Genomic DNA, 16,308 nt, shown 5'->3' with positions numbered 1-16,308 from the left:
AGCTCGCTCCCACAGGGGATTTGTGGTGGATTTGAGGTTTATCAGCGGACACAAAAAAGCCCCCGCCAGCCACTAGGCCGACGGGGGCTTTTCATTTGAGGTCAGGCTTACATCTCCACCTGCGTCCCCAACTCAATCACCCGGTTCAGCGGCAAATTAAAGAACCGCAAATTCCCATTGGCATTCTTCAACATGAACGCAAACAACGCCTCACGCCAACGCGCCATGCCCTCAAGCTTCGAGGCAATCACCGTTTCCCGGCTGAGGAAGTAGGTCGTGCGCATCGGACTGAAATCCAGATCATCCAGATGACACAGCTTCAGCGCCTGCGGCACGTCCGGTTCGTCGGTGAAGCCGAAGTGCAGGATCACCCGGAAGAAGCCCTCTCCGTGCGCTTCGACCTCGAAACGTCGCGATGGCGGTACGCGCGGGATGTCTTCGTAGACCACCGTCAGCAACACCACTTGCTCATGCAGCACCTGGTTATGCAGCAGGTTGTGCAACAACGCATGCGGCACGGCGTCGGAGCGTGCGGTGAGGAACACCGCGGTGCCCTGCACCCGATGCGGTGGCTGCACACGGATGCTGCTGATGAAGATCGGCAGCGGCAGTGCGCCTTCGTCGAGGCGTTCGACCAGCAATTGCTTGCCGCGCTTCCACGTGGTCATCAGCACGAACAGGGCAATGCCGGCGATCACCGGGAAGGCACCGCCCTGCACGATCTTCGGCACGTTGGCGGCGAAGTACAGACCGTCCACCAGCAGGAAGCCGATCAGCACCGGCACGGCGAGGATCGGTGGCCATTTCCACAGCAGCAGCATCACTGCCGACACCAGAATGGTGGTCATCAGCATGGTGCCGGTCACTGCAACGCCGTAGGCCGAAGCCAGGGCGCCGGAGGATTCGAAACCGAGCACCAGCAAGACGACGCCGACCATCAGCGCCCAGTTCACCGCACCGATGTAGATCTGGCCCTGCTCATCGCTGGATGTGTGCTGGATGTACATGCGCGGGATGTAACCGAGCTGAATCGCCTGACGGGTCAGGGAGAATGCACCGGAAATCACCGCTTGCGAGGCAATCACCGTGGCCAGCGTCGACAGGCCGACCAACGGAATCAGCGCCCAGCTCGGCGCCAGCAGATAGAACGGGTTACGCGCCGCCTCCGGGTTTTCCAGCAACAAAGCGCCCTGACCGAAGTAATTGAGCACCAGCGCCGGCAACACCAGAATGAACCACGCGCGGGCAATCGGCTTGCGGCCAAAGTGGCCCATGTCGGCGTACAGCGCTTCGGCGCCGGTCAGCGCCAGCACCACCGCGCCGAGGATTGCCACGCCCATGCCTGGGTGCACGGTGAAGAAACGCACCGCCCACGCAGGATTCATCGCATGCAGCACTTCCGGCGTGTGGCTGATGCCATACACACCGAGGGCGCCGAGGACGAGGAACCAGGTGACCATGATCGGCCCGAACAGGATGCCGATTCGTGCGGTGCCATGGCTCTGGATCAGGAACAATCCAACCAGCACCACCAGCGACAGCGGCACGACCCAATGGTCGATGCCATCAAACGCCAACCCCAGACCTTCAATCGCCGACAAAACGGAAATCGCCGGGGTGATCATGCTGTCGCCATAAAACAGCGCCGCGCCGATCAGCCCGCAAACCACCAGCAACGACCGCAACTTCTTGCGATGCCCCGCCGCGCGCCGCGCCAGTGCGGTGAGCGCCATGATGCCGCCCTCGCCCTGGTTGTCGGCGCGCAGCACGAACATCATGTATTTGATCGACACGACCCAGATCAGCGACCAGAAGATCAACGACAGAATACCCAGCACGCCGTCGTGGTTGACCGGTACGCCGTAAGCGCCGGAAAACACTTCTTTGAGGGTGTACAACGGGCTCGTGCCGATGTCGCCGTAAACCACCCCGACCGCCGCGACCAGCATACTCAGCGGCTTGCTGGCCGAACCCTCGGCGCCTGCCGCATGACTACTTGCCTGACCCATCCAACACTCCTACTTCTCAGAACCGGCTTCTTTGAATGAAGCACTATGCTTTGTGGTGCAGCATGCGCTGTTTTACCTGTTGTTACAGACGTTTTGTTGACTGTAAAAAATTGGTAAAGCTCAACGGCGCGAAGCATAGCGCAGCACTCGTCGTATTTCCCTGCATAAAGCTGGTCAAGTGCGTTGCCCGCCGCTAGAATTGCGCACTTTTTGATCAGAGGCGCGCCCTAAGCGCCCGTCCGTCGGCTTTCGCACCAAGAAAGCGATGTCACAAAATACCGAGGTTAGACATGTCCACCACTCCTGCGCCGACCAATCCAAAGGTTGGCTTTGTATCTCTGGGTTGCCCGAAAGCACTGGTCGACTCCGAGCGCATCCTGACCCAGCTGCGCATGGAAGGCTATGACGTGGTGTCCACCTATCAGGACGCCGACGTAGTCGTGGTCAACACCTGCGGTTTCATCGATTCGGCCAAGGCTGAGTCTTTGGAAGTGATCGGCGAAGCGATCAAGGAAAACGGTAAGGTCATCGTTACCGGTTGCATGGGCGTGGAAGAAGGCAACATCCGCAACGTACACCCGAGCGTGCTGGCCGTGACCGGTCCGCAGCAGTACGAGCAAGTGGTCAACGCCGTGCACGAAGTGGTGCCGCCGCGTAAAGATCACAACCCGCTGATCGACCTGGTGCCGCCGCAAGGCATCAAGCTGACCCCGCGCCACTACGCTTATCTGAAGATTTCCGAAGGCTGCAACCACAGCTGCTCGTTCTGCATCATCCCGTCGATGCGCGGCAAACTGGTCAGCCGTCCGGTCGGAGACGTATTGGACGAAGCTCAGCGTCTGGTCAAATCCGGCGTTAAAGAGCTGCTGGTCATTTCGCAAGACACCAGCGCTTATGGCGTTGACGTGAAATACCGCACCGGCTTCTGGAACGGCGCGCCGGTGAAAACCCGCATGACCGAGCTCTGCGAAGCCCTGAGCACCCTCGGCGTCTGGGTGCGTCTGCACTACGTTTACCCGTACCCGCACGTCGACGAGCTGATCCCGCTGATGGCCGCCGGCAAGATCCTGCCGTACCTGGACATCCCGTTCCAGCACGCCAGCCCGAAAGTGTTGAAGTCGATGAAACGCCCGGCGTTCGAAGACAAGACCCTGGCGCGGATCAAGAACTGGCGCGAAATCTGCCCGGACCTGATCATCCGTTCGACCTTCATCGTCGGCTTCCCGGGCGAAACCGAAGAAGACTTCCAGTACCTGCTGAACTGGCTGACCGAAGCGCAGCTCGACCGCGTTGGCTGCTTCCAGTACTCGCCGGTAGACGGCGCGCCGGCCAATGATCTGGATCTGGAGATCGTACCGGACGACGTCAAGCAGGATCGTTGGGATCGCTTCATGGCGCACCAGCAAGCGATCAGCTCGGCGCGTCTGCAAATGCGTATTGGCCGTGAGATCGAAGTGCTGGTCGACGAAGTTGATGAGCAAGGCGCGGTTGGCCGCTGCTTCTTCGATGCGCCGGAAATCGATGGCAATGTGTTTATCGATAACGGCAGCAATTTGAAGCCGGGTGACAAGGTCTGGTGCAAGGTGACTGATGCTGACGAATACGATTTGTGGGCTGAGCAGATCTGATCTGAAGATCAAAAGCCCCTCACCCTAACCCTCTCCCTGAGGGAGAGGGGACTGATTGAGTTGTTCTTGCGAGCTGCGCCGACCTGAACGTTCGAGTCGAACTCAGGTTTTGAAAAGCATGAAGATCTGCTCCCTTCCCCCTCGCCCCTTCCCAGAGGGAGCGGGGACTGATCGACTTGTTCTTGCGTGCTGCACCGACCTGAAAGTTCGCGTCGTGCTCAGGTTTTGAACAGCACGAAGATCTGCTCCCTTCCCCCTCGCCCCCTTGGGGGAGAGGGTTGGGGTGAGGGGGAGAGATCTTGCTGGCGACAGAAGTATCCAGCCAGACCCCCGCAACAAATACAAAAAGCCCCACTCTTTTTACAAGATGCGGGGCTTTTTTACGGCTATCGTTTAGCGGGGGACGGACTCCCTTGAAACGGACAAGAGGCAGACGGGCATGCGTCACCATTCGGTCATCCACACGCCGAAACTCAGCGATTATCAGGAACTGACCCGGGTCTGGGAGGCCTCGGTCCGTGCGACCCATGATTTTCTGCCGGACAGCTATATCGAGCTGCTGCGTAATCTGGTGCTCACCCGTTATCTGGATGCAGTGATGTTGATTTGCACCAAGGACGCCAATCAGCGCATCACCGGGTTTGCCGGTGTCGCGGCAGGCAAGATTGAAATGCTGTTCATCGATCCCGACCACCGCGGTAAGGGTTTGGGCAAGAGGCTGCTCAACTACGCGATGCAGCATCTGAATGCCGATGAACTCGACGTCAACGAGCAGAACCCGCAGGCGCTGGGGTTCTACTTCAAGCAAGGTTTCGAGGTGATCGGCCGCTCGGAGGTGGATGGCATGGGCCAGCCGTATCCGTTGTTGCATATGCGGTTGCGTCAGAACCAGCAGCGCTCCAGTAACGGCTGACACACCATAAAACCCTGTGGGAGCTGGCTTGCCAGCGATGCAGGCGCCGCGGTCTGCAAGAAATACCGAGGTGATGCCATCGCTGGCAAGCCAGCTCCCACAGGGAATACGGACACCGTGAAAATGGAACCGGGCTTAACCGGCGCCACACAGGTACAATGCCCACCCCTTTTTTGTTACGGCCCTGTCATGACTGACCCGATTCGCCTCTCCAAACGCCTCATCGAACTGGTCGGTTGCTCCCGCCGGGAGGCCGAGCTGTTCATTGAGGGCGGCTGGGTCACCGTGGACGGCGAAGTGATTGACGAGCCGCAATTCAAGGTCGGCGACCAGAAGGTCGAGCTCGATAAAGACGCCAAGGCCACCGCGCCGGAGCCGGTGACCATCCTGCTCAACGCCCCTGCCGGCATGGACGTCGAGACCGCCATGCAGTCGCTCAGCGCCGAAACCCTCAGCGAAGAACACCGCTTCAGCAAGCGCCCTCTACGCGGGCACTTCCTGCGCCTGACCGCCAGTGCCGATCTGCAAGCCAAGGCCAGCGGTCTGCTGGTGTTCACTCAGGACTGGAAAATCCTGCGCAAACTCACCGCCGACGCCGCGAAGATCGAGCAGGAATATGTGGTCGAGGTCGAAGGTGACATGGTCGCCCACGGCCTCAACCGTTTGCAGCACGGCCTGACCCACAAGGGCAAGGAACTGCCACCGGTCAAGGCCAGCTGGCAGAACGAAAACCGCCTGCGCTTCGCCATGAAGAACCCGCAGCCGGGGATCATCGCCCAGTTCTGCGAAGCGGTCGGCCTGAAGGTCATCGGCATCCGCCGCATCCGCATCGGCGGCGTCTCGATCGGCAAAGTCCCGGTCGGCCAATGGCGCTACCTGTCCGGCAAAGAGAAGTTCTAATACTTCCACTGCCGCCACACATTCCGGCAGCGCGCCTGCGTGCTGCCCACAACGCTTATCAGGATTACTCACATGATTCATAACGACGTATTGCGCAGCGTGCGCTACATGCTCGACATCAGCGACAAGAAGGTTGTCGAGATCATCAAGCTCGGCGGCATGGAAGTCGCACTCGCCGACGTGGTGACCTGGCTCGACAAGAAAGAAGAAGACGAAGAAGGCTTCGTGCGCTGCCCGGACGAAGTCATCGCGCACTTCCTCGACGGTCTGGTGATCTTCAAGCGTGGCAAGGACGAAAGCCGTCCGCCGCAGCCGATCGAAGTGCCGGTGACCAACAACATCATCCTGAAAAAGCTGCGCGTGGCCTTCGAACTGAAAGAAGACGACATGCACGCGATCCTCAAGGCCGCCGAGTTCCCGGTGTCCAAGCCTGAACTGAGCGCGCTGTTCCGCAAGGTCGGCCACACCAACTATCGCCCGTGCGGCGACCAGTTGCTGCGCAACTTCCTCAAGGGCCTGACCCTGCGCGTTCGCCCGGCCTGACCCCTTCTGCGGTGGCGACTGATGGTCGCCGCCGCAACGCATGACCGCTCATTCCCTCCGAAAATAGTGGCTCCGCTTTTCGCGGCTGACGACTAGGGTGTATTGATCCCTAATCCTCAGGACTCGCCATGCATCCGTATTTCTCCCTGCAAGGCCGCACCGCTCTGGTGACCGGCGGCACCCGTGGTATCGGCAAAATGATCGCCAAAGCCTTTGTCGAGGCTGGCGCGCGTGTCTACGTCTGCTCGCGCGATGCCGAAGCGTGCCATCAAACGGCTGAAGAACTCAGCGCCTTGGGCAAATGCCACGGCGTGGCGGCGAATCTGGCGACGGAAGAAGGCGTGCAGGAACTGGCTGCACGACTGGGCGAGCAGATCACGCATCTGGATATTCTGGTGAACAACGCCGGCACCACGTGGGGCGCGCCGCTGGAGAGTTACCCGGTCAAAGGCTGGGAGAAGGTCATGCAGCTCAACGTGACCTCGGTGTTCAGCTGCATCCAGCAGTTTCTGCCGTTGTTGCGCAAGGCCGGGTCGGCGTCGAATCCGGCGCGGATTATCAATATTGGTTCGGTGGCAGGAATTTCTTCGTTTGGCGAACAGGCGTATGCCTATGGGCCGAGTAAAGCGGCCCTGCATCAGTTGTCGCGAATTCTGGCACGGGAGCTGGTGAGCCAGCACATCAACGTCAACGTGATCGCGCCGGGGCGGTTTCCGAGCAAGATGACGCAGCATATTGGCAATGATCAGCAGGCGTTGGCTGAGGATACGGCGCTGATTCCGATGAAGCGTTGGGGGCGTGAAGAGGAAATGGCGGCGTTGGCGATCAGTCTGGCGAGTACGGCCGGGGCTTATATGACCGGGAATATCATTCCGCTGGATGGTGGGTTCAGTCTCTGAGATCGGCGGTGCGGCTATCGCTGGCTAGCCAGCTCCCATAGGTTTTGTGGTGTGCACAAATGATGCGAACGCCCGAGAACCTTGTGGGAGCTGGCTTGCCAGCGATGGCGTCCGCCCGACCCCCACCAGACTTTAGGGCTGCCGGGTTATCATGCCCACCCTGCCCCCGCTTCGAATGCAAACCATGACTTACAGCGTCTCCCCCATCGGCTTCGTGCGCTCCTGCTTCAAGGAGAAATTCGCCATCCCCCGTCAACCGCAACTGGCCCCCGCCGCACGTGGCGTGCTGGAGCTGGTGGCGCCGTTTGATCAGGGTGACGCGGTGCAAGGGCTGGAGCAGGTCAGCCATGTCTGGCTGCTATTTCTGTTCCACCAGGCACTTGAAGACAAACCGCGCCTGAAAGTCCGCCCACCACGCCTGGGCGGCAACAAGTCCATGGGCGTGTTCGCCACCCGCGCGACTCACCGCCCCAACGGCATTGGCCAGTCGGTAGTGAAACTGGACAAGGTCGAAGCCAATCGCCTGTTCATTTCCGGGATCGACTTGCTCGACGGCACGCCGGTTCTCGACATCAAACCCTACGTGCCTTACGCCGACATCATTCCCGAGGCCGCCAACAGCATCGCCAGTGCGGCGCCGCAGCTGATTGACGTGCAGTGGACGGACTCAGCACTGAAACAAGCGCACACACACGCTCAGCGCCTCGACGAGCCGTTGGTTGAGTTGATTGAACAGTGCCTGGCTCAGGATCCGCGTCCGGCCTATCAAACCCCGGCGCCTGAACGCGAATATGGCGCGCAATTCTGGGATCTGGATGTGCGCTGGCATTACCCGACGCCTGAGCAGATCCGCGTGCTCGAAGTCATCCCCGCCACAGCCTGAGACCTCGGTCAATGTAGGAGCTGCCGAAGGCTGCGATCTTTTGATTTTGATCTTAAAAGCAAGATCAAAAGATCGCAGCCTTCGGCAGCTCCTACATGGATTGTGGCAGGCATGAAGGAAATGTTTCGGGCATAAAAAAGCCCCCATTGCCTGCAAAGGCAATGGGGGCTTTTTCAGTGGGGTTTACTTCTCGACGAACGCACGCTCGATCAGGTAATCACCCGGCTCGCGCATCCGCGCCGAGATCTTCAGGCCGAAGCTGTCGAGCACTTCGCTGGTCTCGTCGAGCATGCTCGGGCTGCCGCAGATCATCGCGCGGTCGTCCTGCGGGTTGATCGGTGGCAGACCGATGTCGCTGAACAGCTTGCCGCTGCGCATCAGGTCGGTCAGACGGCCCTGATTCTCGAAAGGCTCGCGGGTCACGGTCGGGTAGTAGATCAGCTTGTCACGCAGCGCTTCGCCGAAGAACTCGTTCTGCGGCAGGTGCTCGGTGATGAATTCGCGGTAGGCGACTTCGTTGACGTAACGCACACCGTGGACCAGGATCACTTTTTCAAAGCGCTCGTAGGTTTCCGGGTCCTGAATCACGCTCATGAACGGCGCCAGACCAGTGCCGGTGCTCAGCAGGTACAAGTGCTTGCCCGGGTTCAGGTCGTCGAGAACCAGGGTGCCGGTAGGCTTCTTCGAGATGATGATCTCGTCGCCTTCCTTCAAGTGCTGCAGCTGCGAGGTCAGCGGGCCGTCCTGCACCTTGATGCTGAAGAACTCCAGATGCTCTTCCCAGTTCGGGCTGGCGATCGAGTAAGCGCGCATAAGCGGGCGGCCATTGGGCTGTTGCAGGCCGATCATCACGAACTGACCGTTCTCGAAGCGCAGGCCCGGATCGCGGGTGCACTTGAAGCTGAACAGAGTGTCGTTCCAGTGATGAACACTGAGGACACGCTCGTGGTTCATGTTGCTCATGTACGTTTGACTCCTGGATATTGGGTCTGCGCTGGCTTTTGAAGGCGACGGTGCGCAATTGCATCGCATTCTAATAGCGACGACAATATCTGTTAACTGGATTATTAAGATAAGGGTTATCGGTTATATCGATATGCGATTTACTCTCCGTCAACTGCAAGTCTTCGTCGCCGTCGCCCAGCAGGAAAGCGTATCCCGTGCTGCGGGTCTGCTCAACCTCTCGCAGTCGGCTGCCAGCACCTCGATCACCGAACTCGAGCGCCAATCCAGCTGCCAGCTGTTCGATCGCGCCGGTAAGCGGCTAAGCCTCAACGCCCTCGGCAAACAACTGTTGCCACAAGCGGTGGCGCTGCTCGATCAGGCCAAGGAAATCGAAGACCTGCTCAACGGCAAATCCGGTTTCGGCTCGCTGTCGGTGGGCGCGACGCTGACCATCGGCAACTACCTGGCGACCCTGCTGATCGGCAGTTTCATGCAGCGCCACCCGGAAAGCCAAGTGAAGCTGCACGTGCAGAACACTGCCAATATCGTGCAACAAGTCGCCCACTACGAAATTGATCTGGGTCTGATCGAAGGCGATTGCAGCCACCCGGACATCGAAGTGCAGAGCTGGGTCGAAGATGAGCTGGTGGTGTTCTGCGCGCCGCAGCATCCGCTGGCCCAACGCGGCAGCGCGACCATGGAAGAGCTGACTCACGAAGCGTGGATTCTCCGCGAACAGGGTTCCGGCACGCGGCTGACCTTCGATCAGGCCATGCGTCACCATCGCAGTGCGCTGAATATCCGTCTGGAGCTGGAACACACCGAAGCGATCAAACGCGCGGTGGAATCAGGACTAGGGATTGGCTGCATCTCGCGGCTGGCGCTGCGTGATGCGTTCCGTCGCGGCAGTCTGGTGCCGGTGGAAACGCCGGATCTGGATCTGGCGCGACAGTTCTACTTCATCTGGCACAAACAGAAATATCAGACTTCTGCCATGCGCGAATTTCTCGATCTGTGCCGCGCTTTCACCGCCGGGGTGCAGCGCAGCGACGAGATCGTCTTGCCGACAATCGCTTAAAGCAGAATCACTGCCCACACCAGCGCGATCATGCTCAGTGCCACGAATTGCGCGGCGCTGCCCATGTCCTTGGCGTTCTTCGACAGCGGGTGCAGTTCCAGCGAGATGCGGTCGATGGCCGCTTCCACCGCCGAATTCAGCAACTCGACGATCAGCGCCAACAGGCACACGGCAATCAGCAAGGCCTGTTCGACACGGCTGACATTAAGGAAGAACGTCAGCGGAACCAGCACCACGTTCAGCAGTACCAGTTGGCGGAACGCCGCTTCACCAGTGAAAGCTGCGCGCAGGCCATCCAGCGAGTAACCGGAGGCATTGAGAATACGTTTCAGGCCGGTCTGGCCCTTGAAAGGTGACATAAAGTAGAAACCAACCAAAAAGGAGTGGGAAAGCTAGATCAACAAAAGTCAAAAAAGCGTGAAGACGCCAGCCATTATTGGCTCGGAATTGACTCAAGTTGTTGCAGCAGTAAAGCCGCTTGCGTGCGAGTGCGCACATTCAGCTTGCGAAAGATCGCCGTGACGTGGGCTTTGATGGTCGCTTCCGACACGCTCAGCTCATAGGCAATCTGCTTGTTCAGCAGGCCTTCGCAGACCATGGTCAGCACGCGGAACTGCTGCGGGGTCAGGCTGGCAAGGCCATCGCTGGCGGCCTTGGCTTCGTCGGAAACGGCAACGGCTTCGAACGCCTGTGGCGGCCAGAACACGTCGCCATCGAGCACTTTGCGCACCGCTTCCTGAATCACACTGAGGTCGCTGGACTTGGGAATGAAGCCACTGGCGCCAAACTCACGGGATTTAACCATCACCGACGCTTCTTCCTGCGCCGAAACCATCACCACTGGAATCTGCGGGTACTGGCCGCGCAGCATGACCAACCCGGAAAACCCGAAAGCGCCGGGCATGTTCAGATCCAGCAGGACCAGATCCCAGTCGGCTTTTTCGGTCAGGCGGGTTTCCAGTTCGGCGATGCTCGCCACTTCTACCAGACGTACTTCCGGGCCAAGGCCCAGCGTCACCGCTTGATGCAGGGCGCTACGAAACAGGGGGTGATCATCGGCAATCAGGATGTCGTATGTGGCCATTTTTCAAATGATCCTGTTTTTGATGGCAGACCCGGAGCATTCCGGTCTGGCCAAAGCAACTCAAGATGCCGCTTTCAAGCGATATCCACAGGGGCACGTTCAACGCCAATCAACAGCAAACACGGCGTTTCAAAACTTGGCCGCACCCTAAACGGCGCCAAGCATGCCCAGCGAAGACGGGGTGGTCAAGCAGCACGGCCGCTGGCTTGTACAGTATGGGCCACTATTGGGCCAACTCCGGCTGCGGCTTTCGTATATAGGGCAGCAACTCGGCGTGGGCCGGCGTCGACTCATTCATGTCCAGTTGCTGTTTGGCGCCGAGATAATGCTGGCTGAACACGTCGAAATAGGCGTCCAGCGCCGAGGCGGCGTCGCTGTCACCGGCGAGTTCCAGGCACAGCGCCGCGACTTCGGCGGTGCACAGGTGCTCGCTGCGGGTCGAGCGGCGCAAGCGGTAGCGCGAGAGTTTGTCGGGCAACAGGCTCAAGATCGGCAAACGATCGAAATACGGGCTCTTGCGGAAAATCTTTCGTGCTTCGGTCCAGGTGGCGTCGAGCAGAATGAACAGCGGGCGCTTGCTGCTATCGATCGCGACGGTGTTGGTCACTCGCGACGGCTCCACGTATTCACCGGGAAACACCAGATACGGCTGCCACTGGGGATCGTTGAGCAGCGCCAGCATCTGCGGATCAGGCTCGGTGCGCGACCAGATGAATGCGTGGTTATCGCGCACCACATCGGCAATCAGCCATCCCGTGTTGCTCGGCTTGAACACTTCCTTGCCGGTCATGATCAGGCACACGCCCGAACGGGTGTCGACACTCGGGCGCCAGGCGCACAGGCAATGGCTGATGATCACCCGACAATCGCGGCAGCGCTCGGAGCGAAAGCCACGTGCCTGAATCGGCTTGATGCCTTCGTCTTCACGCTGGTCGCGCAGACGGGCTACAGCGTTGGGGGCATGGTTCATCGCAGGCAGCGCCAGCAGACAGGGAAACTCGACACGAACAACACTCGGCAGGGCAATAAAGGCCGGCAGTTTACCAGAGCGACGGGCACAAGCCTGTACCCTCCCGACCGGCTCCCCTATAATTCGCCGCCACTGAACGCACAGTCACGTGGCTGGTCGAACCACCAGTCACTGAACCAGGAGAGTTTCATGCTGCGCCTTATCGTTCCCACCGCTGCCATTCTGCTGGCGTCGTCCTTCACCGCTCAGGCTGCTTCCCTGAGTGAGCAGAATCTGAACCGCGAGCTGCGCAACGTCGCCGCCCAGAGCAGCGTCGGCACGCCTCGGGCAATCAATGAAGACATTCTTGATCAGGGCTACACCGTTGAAGGCACGCAGTTGATCAATCACCTGAGCGTACAAAAGAGCCACGCCGACAAAATGCGCGCTGACCCCAAAGCCGTGTATTTCCAGTTGGGCGCCTCGGTGTGCAACAACCCGTCGTTTCGCAAGTTGATGGCCAAAGGCGCGATCATGCGTTACGACTTCACCGAAGTGAAAACCAACAAAGCGATCGGCTCCGCCAGCTACCAAGAATCGGATTGCCCGAAAGCCGGCCCGGCGAAGAAGAAGTAATCATCGAGAATTGGCGCGCCGCTGTTCATCCTCGGCGCGCAATTCGGCCAGCAAGGCCTGTAGATAGTGTGAGCGGCGCTCGCCGCCAGCCAAGCGCCGGCAGCACTCCTCTTCGAGACTGAGATGATTGGTCTCGGCTGAAGCTTTCAACATTCGATACAGCTGCGTATCGATCTCCAGAATCACTCTGGCCATGTGTGCCGCCTCCTTGCCACCTGCAAATCCTTGAATCGCGTACACCGTGACGCAAAGCTGTCGTACGGCGCCTGTACGTTAGTTAATCAGAGGGATTGCCGCTCCGCGCACGTTCGGACGAGCGGTGAAGCAACGCGCGAAAAATCAACAACCGGTTGCCAGCCAGAACTTTGCAGCACAATGATCAAGTCAGCGCAAATGCGCACAAGGGTCTAGATTCAGTGTATTCCCGATCTTTTTTCAACGGCAGGAAAGGAACTGCCGATCATGTGTTTTTTGCAGCGCGGCACTGACGCCGCTCGTCAGGGCCATCCGCTCTGTGCAGAAGGAGACGTTGAATGCCTTACCAACCGAATGACCTCTTGAGTCGTCATTTTCAGGAAAGCGGCCCCGACCTCATCAGCAAGGTCGAAGAACAACTCAACCGTGTTTCCCCCAACAGCCCGAATATTCCTATCTACCGCGATATGATCCTGACCGTGTTGCGCATGGCCCAGGAAGATCACAACCGCTGGAACGCCAAGATCACCTTGCAAGCCCTGCGCGAACTGGAGCAGGCCTTTCGGGTACTGGAGCAATTCAAGGGCCGACGCAAAGTCACGGTGTTCGGCTCGGCGCGCACGCCGGTCGAACATCCGCTGTATGCCATGGCCCGCGAACTCGGTGCAGCCTTGACCCGCTCGGAAATGATGGTCATCACCGGCGCCGGGGGCGGCATCATGGCCGCTGCCCACGAAGGTGCCGGCCGCGATCACAGCCTCGGTTTCAACATCACCCTGCCCTTCGAACAGCATGCCAACCCGACCGTCGACGGCACCGGCAATCTGCTGCCGTTCCACTTCTTCTTCACCCGAAAACTGTTCTTCGTCAAAGAAGCCGATGCACTGGTTTTGTGCCCCGGCGGGTTCGGCACGCTGGATGAAGCGCTGGAAGTACTGACATTGATCCAGACCGGCAAAAGTCCATTGGTGCCGGTGGTGCTGCTGGATGTGCCGGGCGGTACATTCTGGCAGGGCGCGATGGACTTCATTCGCCAGCAACTGGAGGCCAACCGCTACATCCTGCCGACTGACATGAAGCTGATGCGATTGGTCTACAGCGTTGAAGAAGCCGTAGAACAGATCAACCAGTTCTATAGCAACTTCCACTCCAGCCGCTGGCTCAAGCGCCAATTCGTGATTCGCATGCATCACAAACTCAGTGATCAGGCGCTGGAGCACATGCAGGAAGCATTCGCCGATCTGTGCCTGAGTGACCAGTTTCATCAACACGACTATAGCGGTGAGGAACACGATGAAGCACAGTTCAGCCATCTGGCGCGGCTGGCCTTCGCCTTCAATGCCCGCACTCACGGGCGCCTGAGGGAGTTGATCGACTACATCAACCTGCCGGAAAACTGGGCTCATTCAAAACCGCAAACAGCGCAACGTTCGCGCGAACCCTCAAAAGTAATTTGAGGGCAAAAAAAAACGGCCCGCTATTTTCATAGCGGGCCGTTTTTTTTGAAGCAGTTTAATCGTCCATCCCTCGACCGCTGAACAAGCGGTTAATCATCTCCATCGAGAACCCTCGATACGCGAGGAACCGGCCTTGCTTGGCCCGTTCCTTCGCATCAATCGGTAAATGCCCGGAGAACTTGCGCTGCCACGTTTCCTGCAGTTGCTCCTGCCAACTGATACCGCTTTCGCGCAGGGCGAGTTCGATATCGGCGCGTTGCAAGCCGCGCTGGCTCAGCTCTTCACGAATCCGCAAAGGGCCGTAGCCGGAACGGGCACGGTAGGAAACAAAGCTTTCAAGGTAACGGGCTTCAGAAAGCAGCCCCTCTTCCGTCAAACGGTCGAGGGCTGTTTCGATCATTTCCGCCTCGGCGCCGCGCTGACGCAGTTTACGCGTCAGCTCGACTCGACCGTGCTCGCGGCGTGCGAGCAGGTCCATGGCGGTTCGCCGCACCGCGACGAGGGTATCGAGTACAAGTGTCATTCAACGACTTCAAACGTCGACATCGGCCTCAGCCATATCATCGACTTTGTCCTTGGCCAGCGAAGCCTTTACGTCTGCCGCTGGTGCCAGCAGCTTGTCACGCAGTTGTTTCTCAAGCTTGGCAGCGATTTCCGGATTGTCCGCGAGGAACTTGGCCGAGTTGGCCTTGCCCTGACCGATCTTGGTGCCTTCGTAGGCATACCAGGCGCCGGATTTCTCGACGAAACCGTGCAGCACACCCAGATCGATCATCTCACCGTTGAGGTAGATGCCTTTGCCGTAAAGAATCTGGAACTCGGCCTGACGGAACGGCGAAGCCACCTTGTTCTTCACGACCTTGACGCGGGTTTCGCTGCCGACCACTTCGTCGCCTTCCTTCACCGCGCCGGTACGGCGGATGTCGAGACGAACCGAAGCGTAGAACTTCAGTGCGTTACCACCGGTGGTGGTTTCCGGGCTACCGAACATCACGCCGATCTTCATGCGGATCTGGTTGATGAAGATCACCAGGCAGTTGGCGTTCTTGATGTTACCGGTGATTTTACGCAGCGCCTGGGACATCAGACGGGCTTGCAGGCCCACGTGCATGTCACCCATTTCGCCTTCGATTTCAGCCTTCGGTACCAGTGCTGCCACGGAGTCGACGATGATCACGTCAACGGCGTTGGAGCGAACCAGCATGTCGGTGATTTCCAGTGCCTGTTCGCCGGTGTCCGGCTGGGACACCAGCAGGTCGTCGACGTTGACGCCGAGCTTGCCGGCGTACTCAGGATCGAGGGCGTGTTCGGCGTCGACGAATGCGCAGGTCGCGCCGGCTTTTTGAGCCTGGGCGATCACGGACAGTGTCAGTGTGGTTTTACCGGAAGATTCAGGACCGTAGATTTCAACGATACGGCCTTTTGGCAGGCCGCCAATGCCGAGTGCGATGTCCAGACCCAGAGAGCCAGTGGAGATAGCCGGGATCGCCTGACGGTCTTGATCGCCCATACGCATCACGGCACCCTTGCCGAATTGACGTTCGATCTGACCCAGGGCCGCAGCCAAGGCTTTCTTCTTGTTGTCGTCCATTAAAGTCCTCACGTAATCAATAAGGCCTGACGGCCAACACCTGTATAAGTAGCCAGTATTATTCCACAGCGTTCGCGGATCGCCTACCCCTGATTTTCGATTTCTCGTGCCGCTAGTCGCAGGAGCCCCTCTAGCGCGGCCTTCACCGTTTGTCGGCGGACGTCATCGCGGTTGCCGGGGAAGTGCTGCACTTCAGTGGTCACGGTCTCGCCAACACCCCAGGCCAGCCACACCGTGCCGACCGGTTTGTTCGGCGAACCGCCGTCCGGCCCGGCCACACCGCTGACCGCCACGGCAAATCGCGCCAGGCTTTTCTCCTGAGCGCCACGCACCATCGCCTCGACGACCTCGCGACTGACTGCGCCCACCGACTCGAACAACTCGGTCGGCACATTCAATTGCTGGGTTTTCTGCCGATTGGAGTACGTGACGTAGCCCGCCTCGAACCACGCCGAACTGCCCGGGATCCGCGTAATGGCTTCGGCAATTCCGCCACCGGTACAGGATTCAGCAGTGGTGACGTGGGCATTGAGCAGTTGCAGACGTCGGCCAAGGTCGGCGGCCAGTTGAGTGATCTCTTTCACGGCGTGCTCCGGAT

The 16,308-nt window shown here is 59.2% G+C and carries 19 protein-coding genes; 10 read left to right on the top strand and 9 right to left on the bottom strand.

Translation table 11 applies throughout. The annotated features are described in order from the left end of the window. Positions 1–107: 107 nt before the first annotated feature. Complete coding sequence (locus RMV17_RS06105; protein ID WP_409373130.1) at positions 108–1,949, bottom strand: potassium transporter Kup; 1,842 nt, start codon at positions 1,947–1,949, stop codon at positions 108–110. Between the two features lie 350 nt (positions 1,950–2,299). On the opposite strand from RMV17_RS06105, the gene rimO reads away from it, so the two are divergent. The 6 genes from rimO to tsaA all read left to right on the top strand — a co-directional run bounded on the left by rimO (position 2,300) and on the right by tsaA (position 7,775). Beyond that, positions 2,300–3,637, top strand: a complete 1,338-nt coding sequence (gene rimO, locus RMV17_RS06100) for a 30S ribosomal protein S12 methylthiotransferase RimO (protein WP_311886009.1) — start codon at positions 2,300–2,302, stop codon at positions 3,635–3,637. A gap of 439 nt (positions 3,638–4,076) precedes the next feature. Beyond that, positions 4,077–4,550, top strand: a complete 474-nt coding sequence (locus RMV17_RS06095; RefSeq protein WP_108225245.1) for a GNAT family N-acetyltransferase — start codon at positions 4,077–4,079, stop codon at positions 4,548–4,550. Positions 4,551–4,739: 189 nt separating this feature from the next. Continuing rightward, entirely contained in the window at positions 4,740–5,450 is a 711-nt protein-coding gene (locus RMV17_RS06090) for an rRNA pseudouridine synthase (protein WP_042704893.1), read from the top strand. A 72-nt stretch (positions 5,451–5,522) separates the two neighbouring features. After that, positions 5,523–5,993, top strand: coding sequence for a DUF1456 family protein (locus RMV17_RS06085; RefSeq protein ID WP_007908719.1), 471 nt, complete (start codon positions 5,523–5,525; stop codon positions 5,991–5,993). Positions 5,994–6,121: 128 nt separating this feature from the next. Next, positions 6,122–6,892: an SDR family oxidoreductase gene (locus RMV17_RS06080; protein ID WP_311886008.1), complete on the top strand. Its 771-nt coding sequence runs from the start codon at positions 6,122–6,124 to the stop codon at positions 6,890–6,892. Between the two features lie 184 nt (positions 6,893–7,076). Beyond that, the gene (tsaA, locus tag RMV17_RS06075; RefSeq protein WP_311886007.1) at positions 7,077–7,775 is read left to right on the top strand and encodes a tRNA (N6-threonylcarbamoyladenosine(37)-N6)-methyltransferase TrmO; all 699 of its coding nucleotides are present in this window, start codon (positions 7,077–7,079) and stop codon (positions 7,773–7,775) included. A gap of 183 nt (positions 7,776–7,958) precedes the next feature. Here tsaA and fpr read toward each other — a convergent pair whose 3' ends face one another. Further along, positions 7,959–8,738 (bottom strand): ferredoxin-NADP reductase, encoded by a 780-nt coding sequence (fpr, locus tag RMV17_RS06070; protein ID WP_007908723.1) that lies wholly within the window; start codon positions 8,736–8,738, stop codon positions 7,959–7,961. 133 nt (positions 8,739–8,871) lie between these two features. Here fpr and RMV17_RS06065 point away from each other — a divergent pair, with 133 nt between their 5' ends. Further along, complete coding sequence (locus tag RMV17_RS06065) at positions 8,872–9,798, top strand: LysR family transcriptional regulator (RefSeq protein WP_038358063.1); 927 nt, start codon at positions 8,872–8,874, stop codon at positions 9,796–9,798. Here RMV17_RS06065 and RMV17_RS06060 read toward each other — a convergent pair. Both RMV17_RS06060 and erdR read right to left on the bottom strand, forming a co-directional pair. Further along, the gene (locus RMV17_RS06060) at positions 9,795–10,157 is read right to left on the bottom strand and encodes a diacylglycerol kinase (protein WP_042557932.1); all 363 of its coding nucleotides are present in this window, start codon (positions 10,155–10,157) and stop codon (positions 9,795–9,797) included. The two genes, RMV17_RS06065 and RMV17_RS06060, sit on opposite strands and share 4 nt — an antisense overlap. Before the next feature lie 74 nt (positions 10,158–10,231). Next, positions 10,232–10,882 (bottom strand): response regulator transcription factor ErdR, encoded by a 651-nt coding sequence (gene erdR / locus RMV17_RS06055; RefSeq protein WP_311886006.1) that lies wholly within the window; start codon positions 10,880–10,882, stop codon positions 10,232–10,234. On the opposite strand from erdR, the gene RMV17_RS06050 reads away from it, so the two are divergent. Beyond that, positions 10,875–11,033 (top strand): hypothetical protein, encoded by a 159-nt coding sequence (locus RMV17_RS06050; protein ID WP_155294709.1) that lies wholly within the window; start codon positions 10,875–10,877, stop codon positions 11,031–11,033. The genes erdR and RMV17_RS06050 overlap by 8 nt on opposite strands. Before the next feature lie 72 nt (positions 11,034–11,105). Here the strand turns inward: RMV17_RS06050 and RMV17_RS06045 are convergent, their stop codons facing one another. Beyond that, positions 11,106–11,852 (bottom strand): tRNA-uridine aminocarboxypropyltransferase, encoded by a 747-nt coding sequence (locus RMV17_RS06045; protein ID WP_175555185.1) that lies wholly within the window; start codon positions 11,850–11,852, stop codon positions 11,106–11,108. A 189-nt stretch (positions 11,853–12,041) separates the two neighbouring features. On the opposite strand from RMV17_RS06045, the gene RMV17_RS06040 reads away from it, so the two are divergent. Beyond that, complete coding sequence (locus RMV17_RS06040; protein ID WP_034154935.1) at positions 12,042–12,467, top strand: PA3611 family quorum-sensing-regulated virulence factor; 426 nt, start codon at positions 12,042–12,044, stop codon at positions 12,465–12,467. Here the strand turns inward: RMV17_RS06040 and RMV17_RS06035 are convergent, their stop codons facing one another. Further along, positions 12,468–12,662, bottom strand: a complete 195-nt coding sequence (locus RMV17_RS06035; RefSeq protein WP_034154934.1) for a hypothetical protein — start codon at positions 12,660–12,662, stop codon at positions 12,468–12,470. It lies immediately after the preceding gene. Positions 12,663–13,000: 338 nt separating this feature from the next. Between RMV17_RS06035 and RMV17_RS06030 the strand changes: the two genes are divergently transcribed. Continuing rightward, positions 13,001–14,119: a TIGR00730 family Rossman fold protein gene (locus RMV17_RS06030; RefSeq protein WP_034154933.1), complete on the top strand. Its 1,119-nt coding sequence runs from the start codon at positions 13,001–13,003 to the stop codon at positions 14,117–14,119. Positions 14,120–14,174: 55 nt separating this feature from the next. On the opposite strand, the gene recX is transcribed toward RMV17_RS06030, so the two are convergent. The 3 genes from recX to RMV17_RS06015 all read right to left on the bottom strand — a co-directional run bounded on the left by recX (position 14,175) and on the right by RMV17_RS06015 (position 16,294). Beyond that, complete coding sequence (recX, locus tag RMV17_RS06025; RefSeq protein ID WP_103302971.1) at positions 14,175–14,642, bottom strand: recombination regulator RecX; 468 nt, start codon at positions 14,640–14,642, stop codon at positions 14,175–14,177. A 9-nt stretch (positions 14,643–14,651) separates the two neighbouring features. Next, entirely contained in the window at positions 14,652–15,710 is a 1,059-nt protein-coding gene (gene recA / locus RMV17_RS06020) for a recombinase RecA (RefSeq protein ID WP_034154931.1), read from the bottom strand. 83 nt (positions 15,711–15,793) lie between these two features. Further along, positions 15,794–16,294 carry a CinA family protein gene (locus tag RMV17_RS06015; protein ID WP_108225243.1) on the bottom strand — a complete coding sequence of 167 codons (501 nt, stop codon included), beginning with the start codon at positions 16,292–16,294 and terminating at the stop codon, positions 15,794–15,796. Positions 16,295–16,308 lie beyond the last annotated feature (14 nt).

This window comes from Pseudomonas sp. VD-NE ins, from assembly GCF_031882575.1.
Classification (GTDB): Bacteria; Pseudomonadota; Gammaproteobacteria; order Pseudomonadales; family Pseudomonadaceae; genus Aquipseudomonas; species Aquipseudomonas fluorescens_BZ.
The sequence above is the reverse complement of the archived record's forward strand: the minus strand, read 5'-3'. Positions and strand labels throughout refer to the sequence as shown.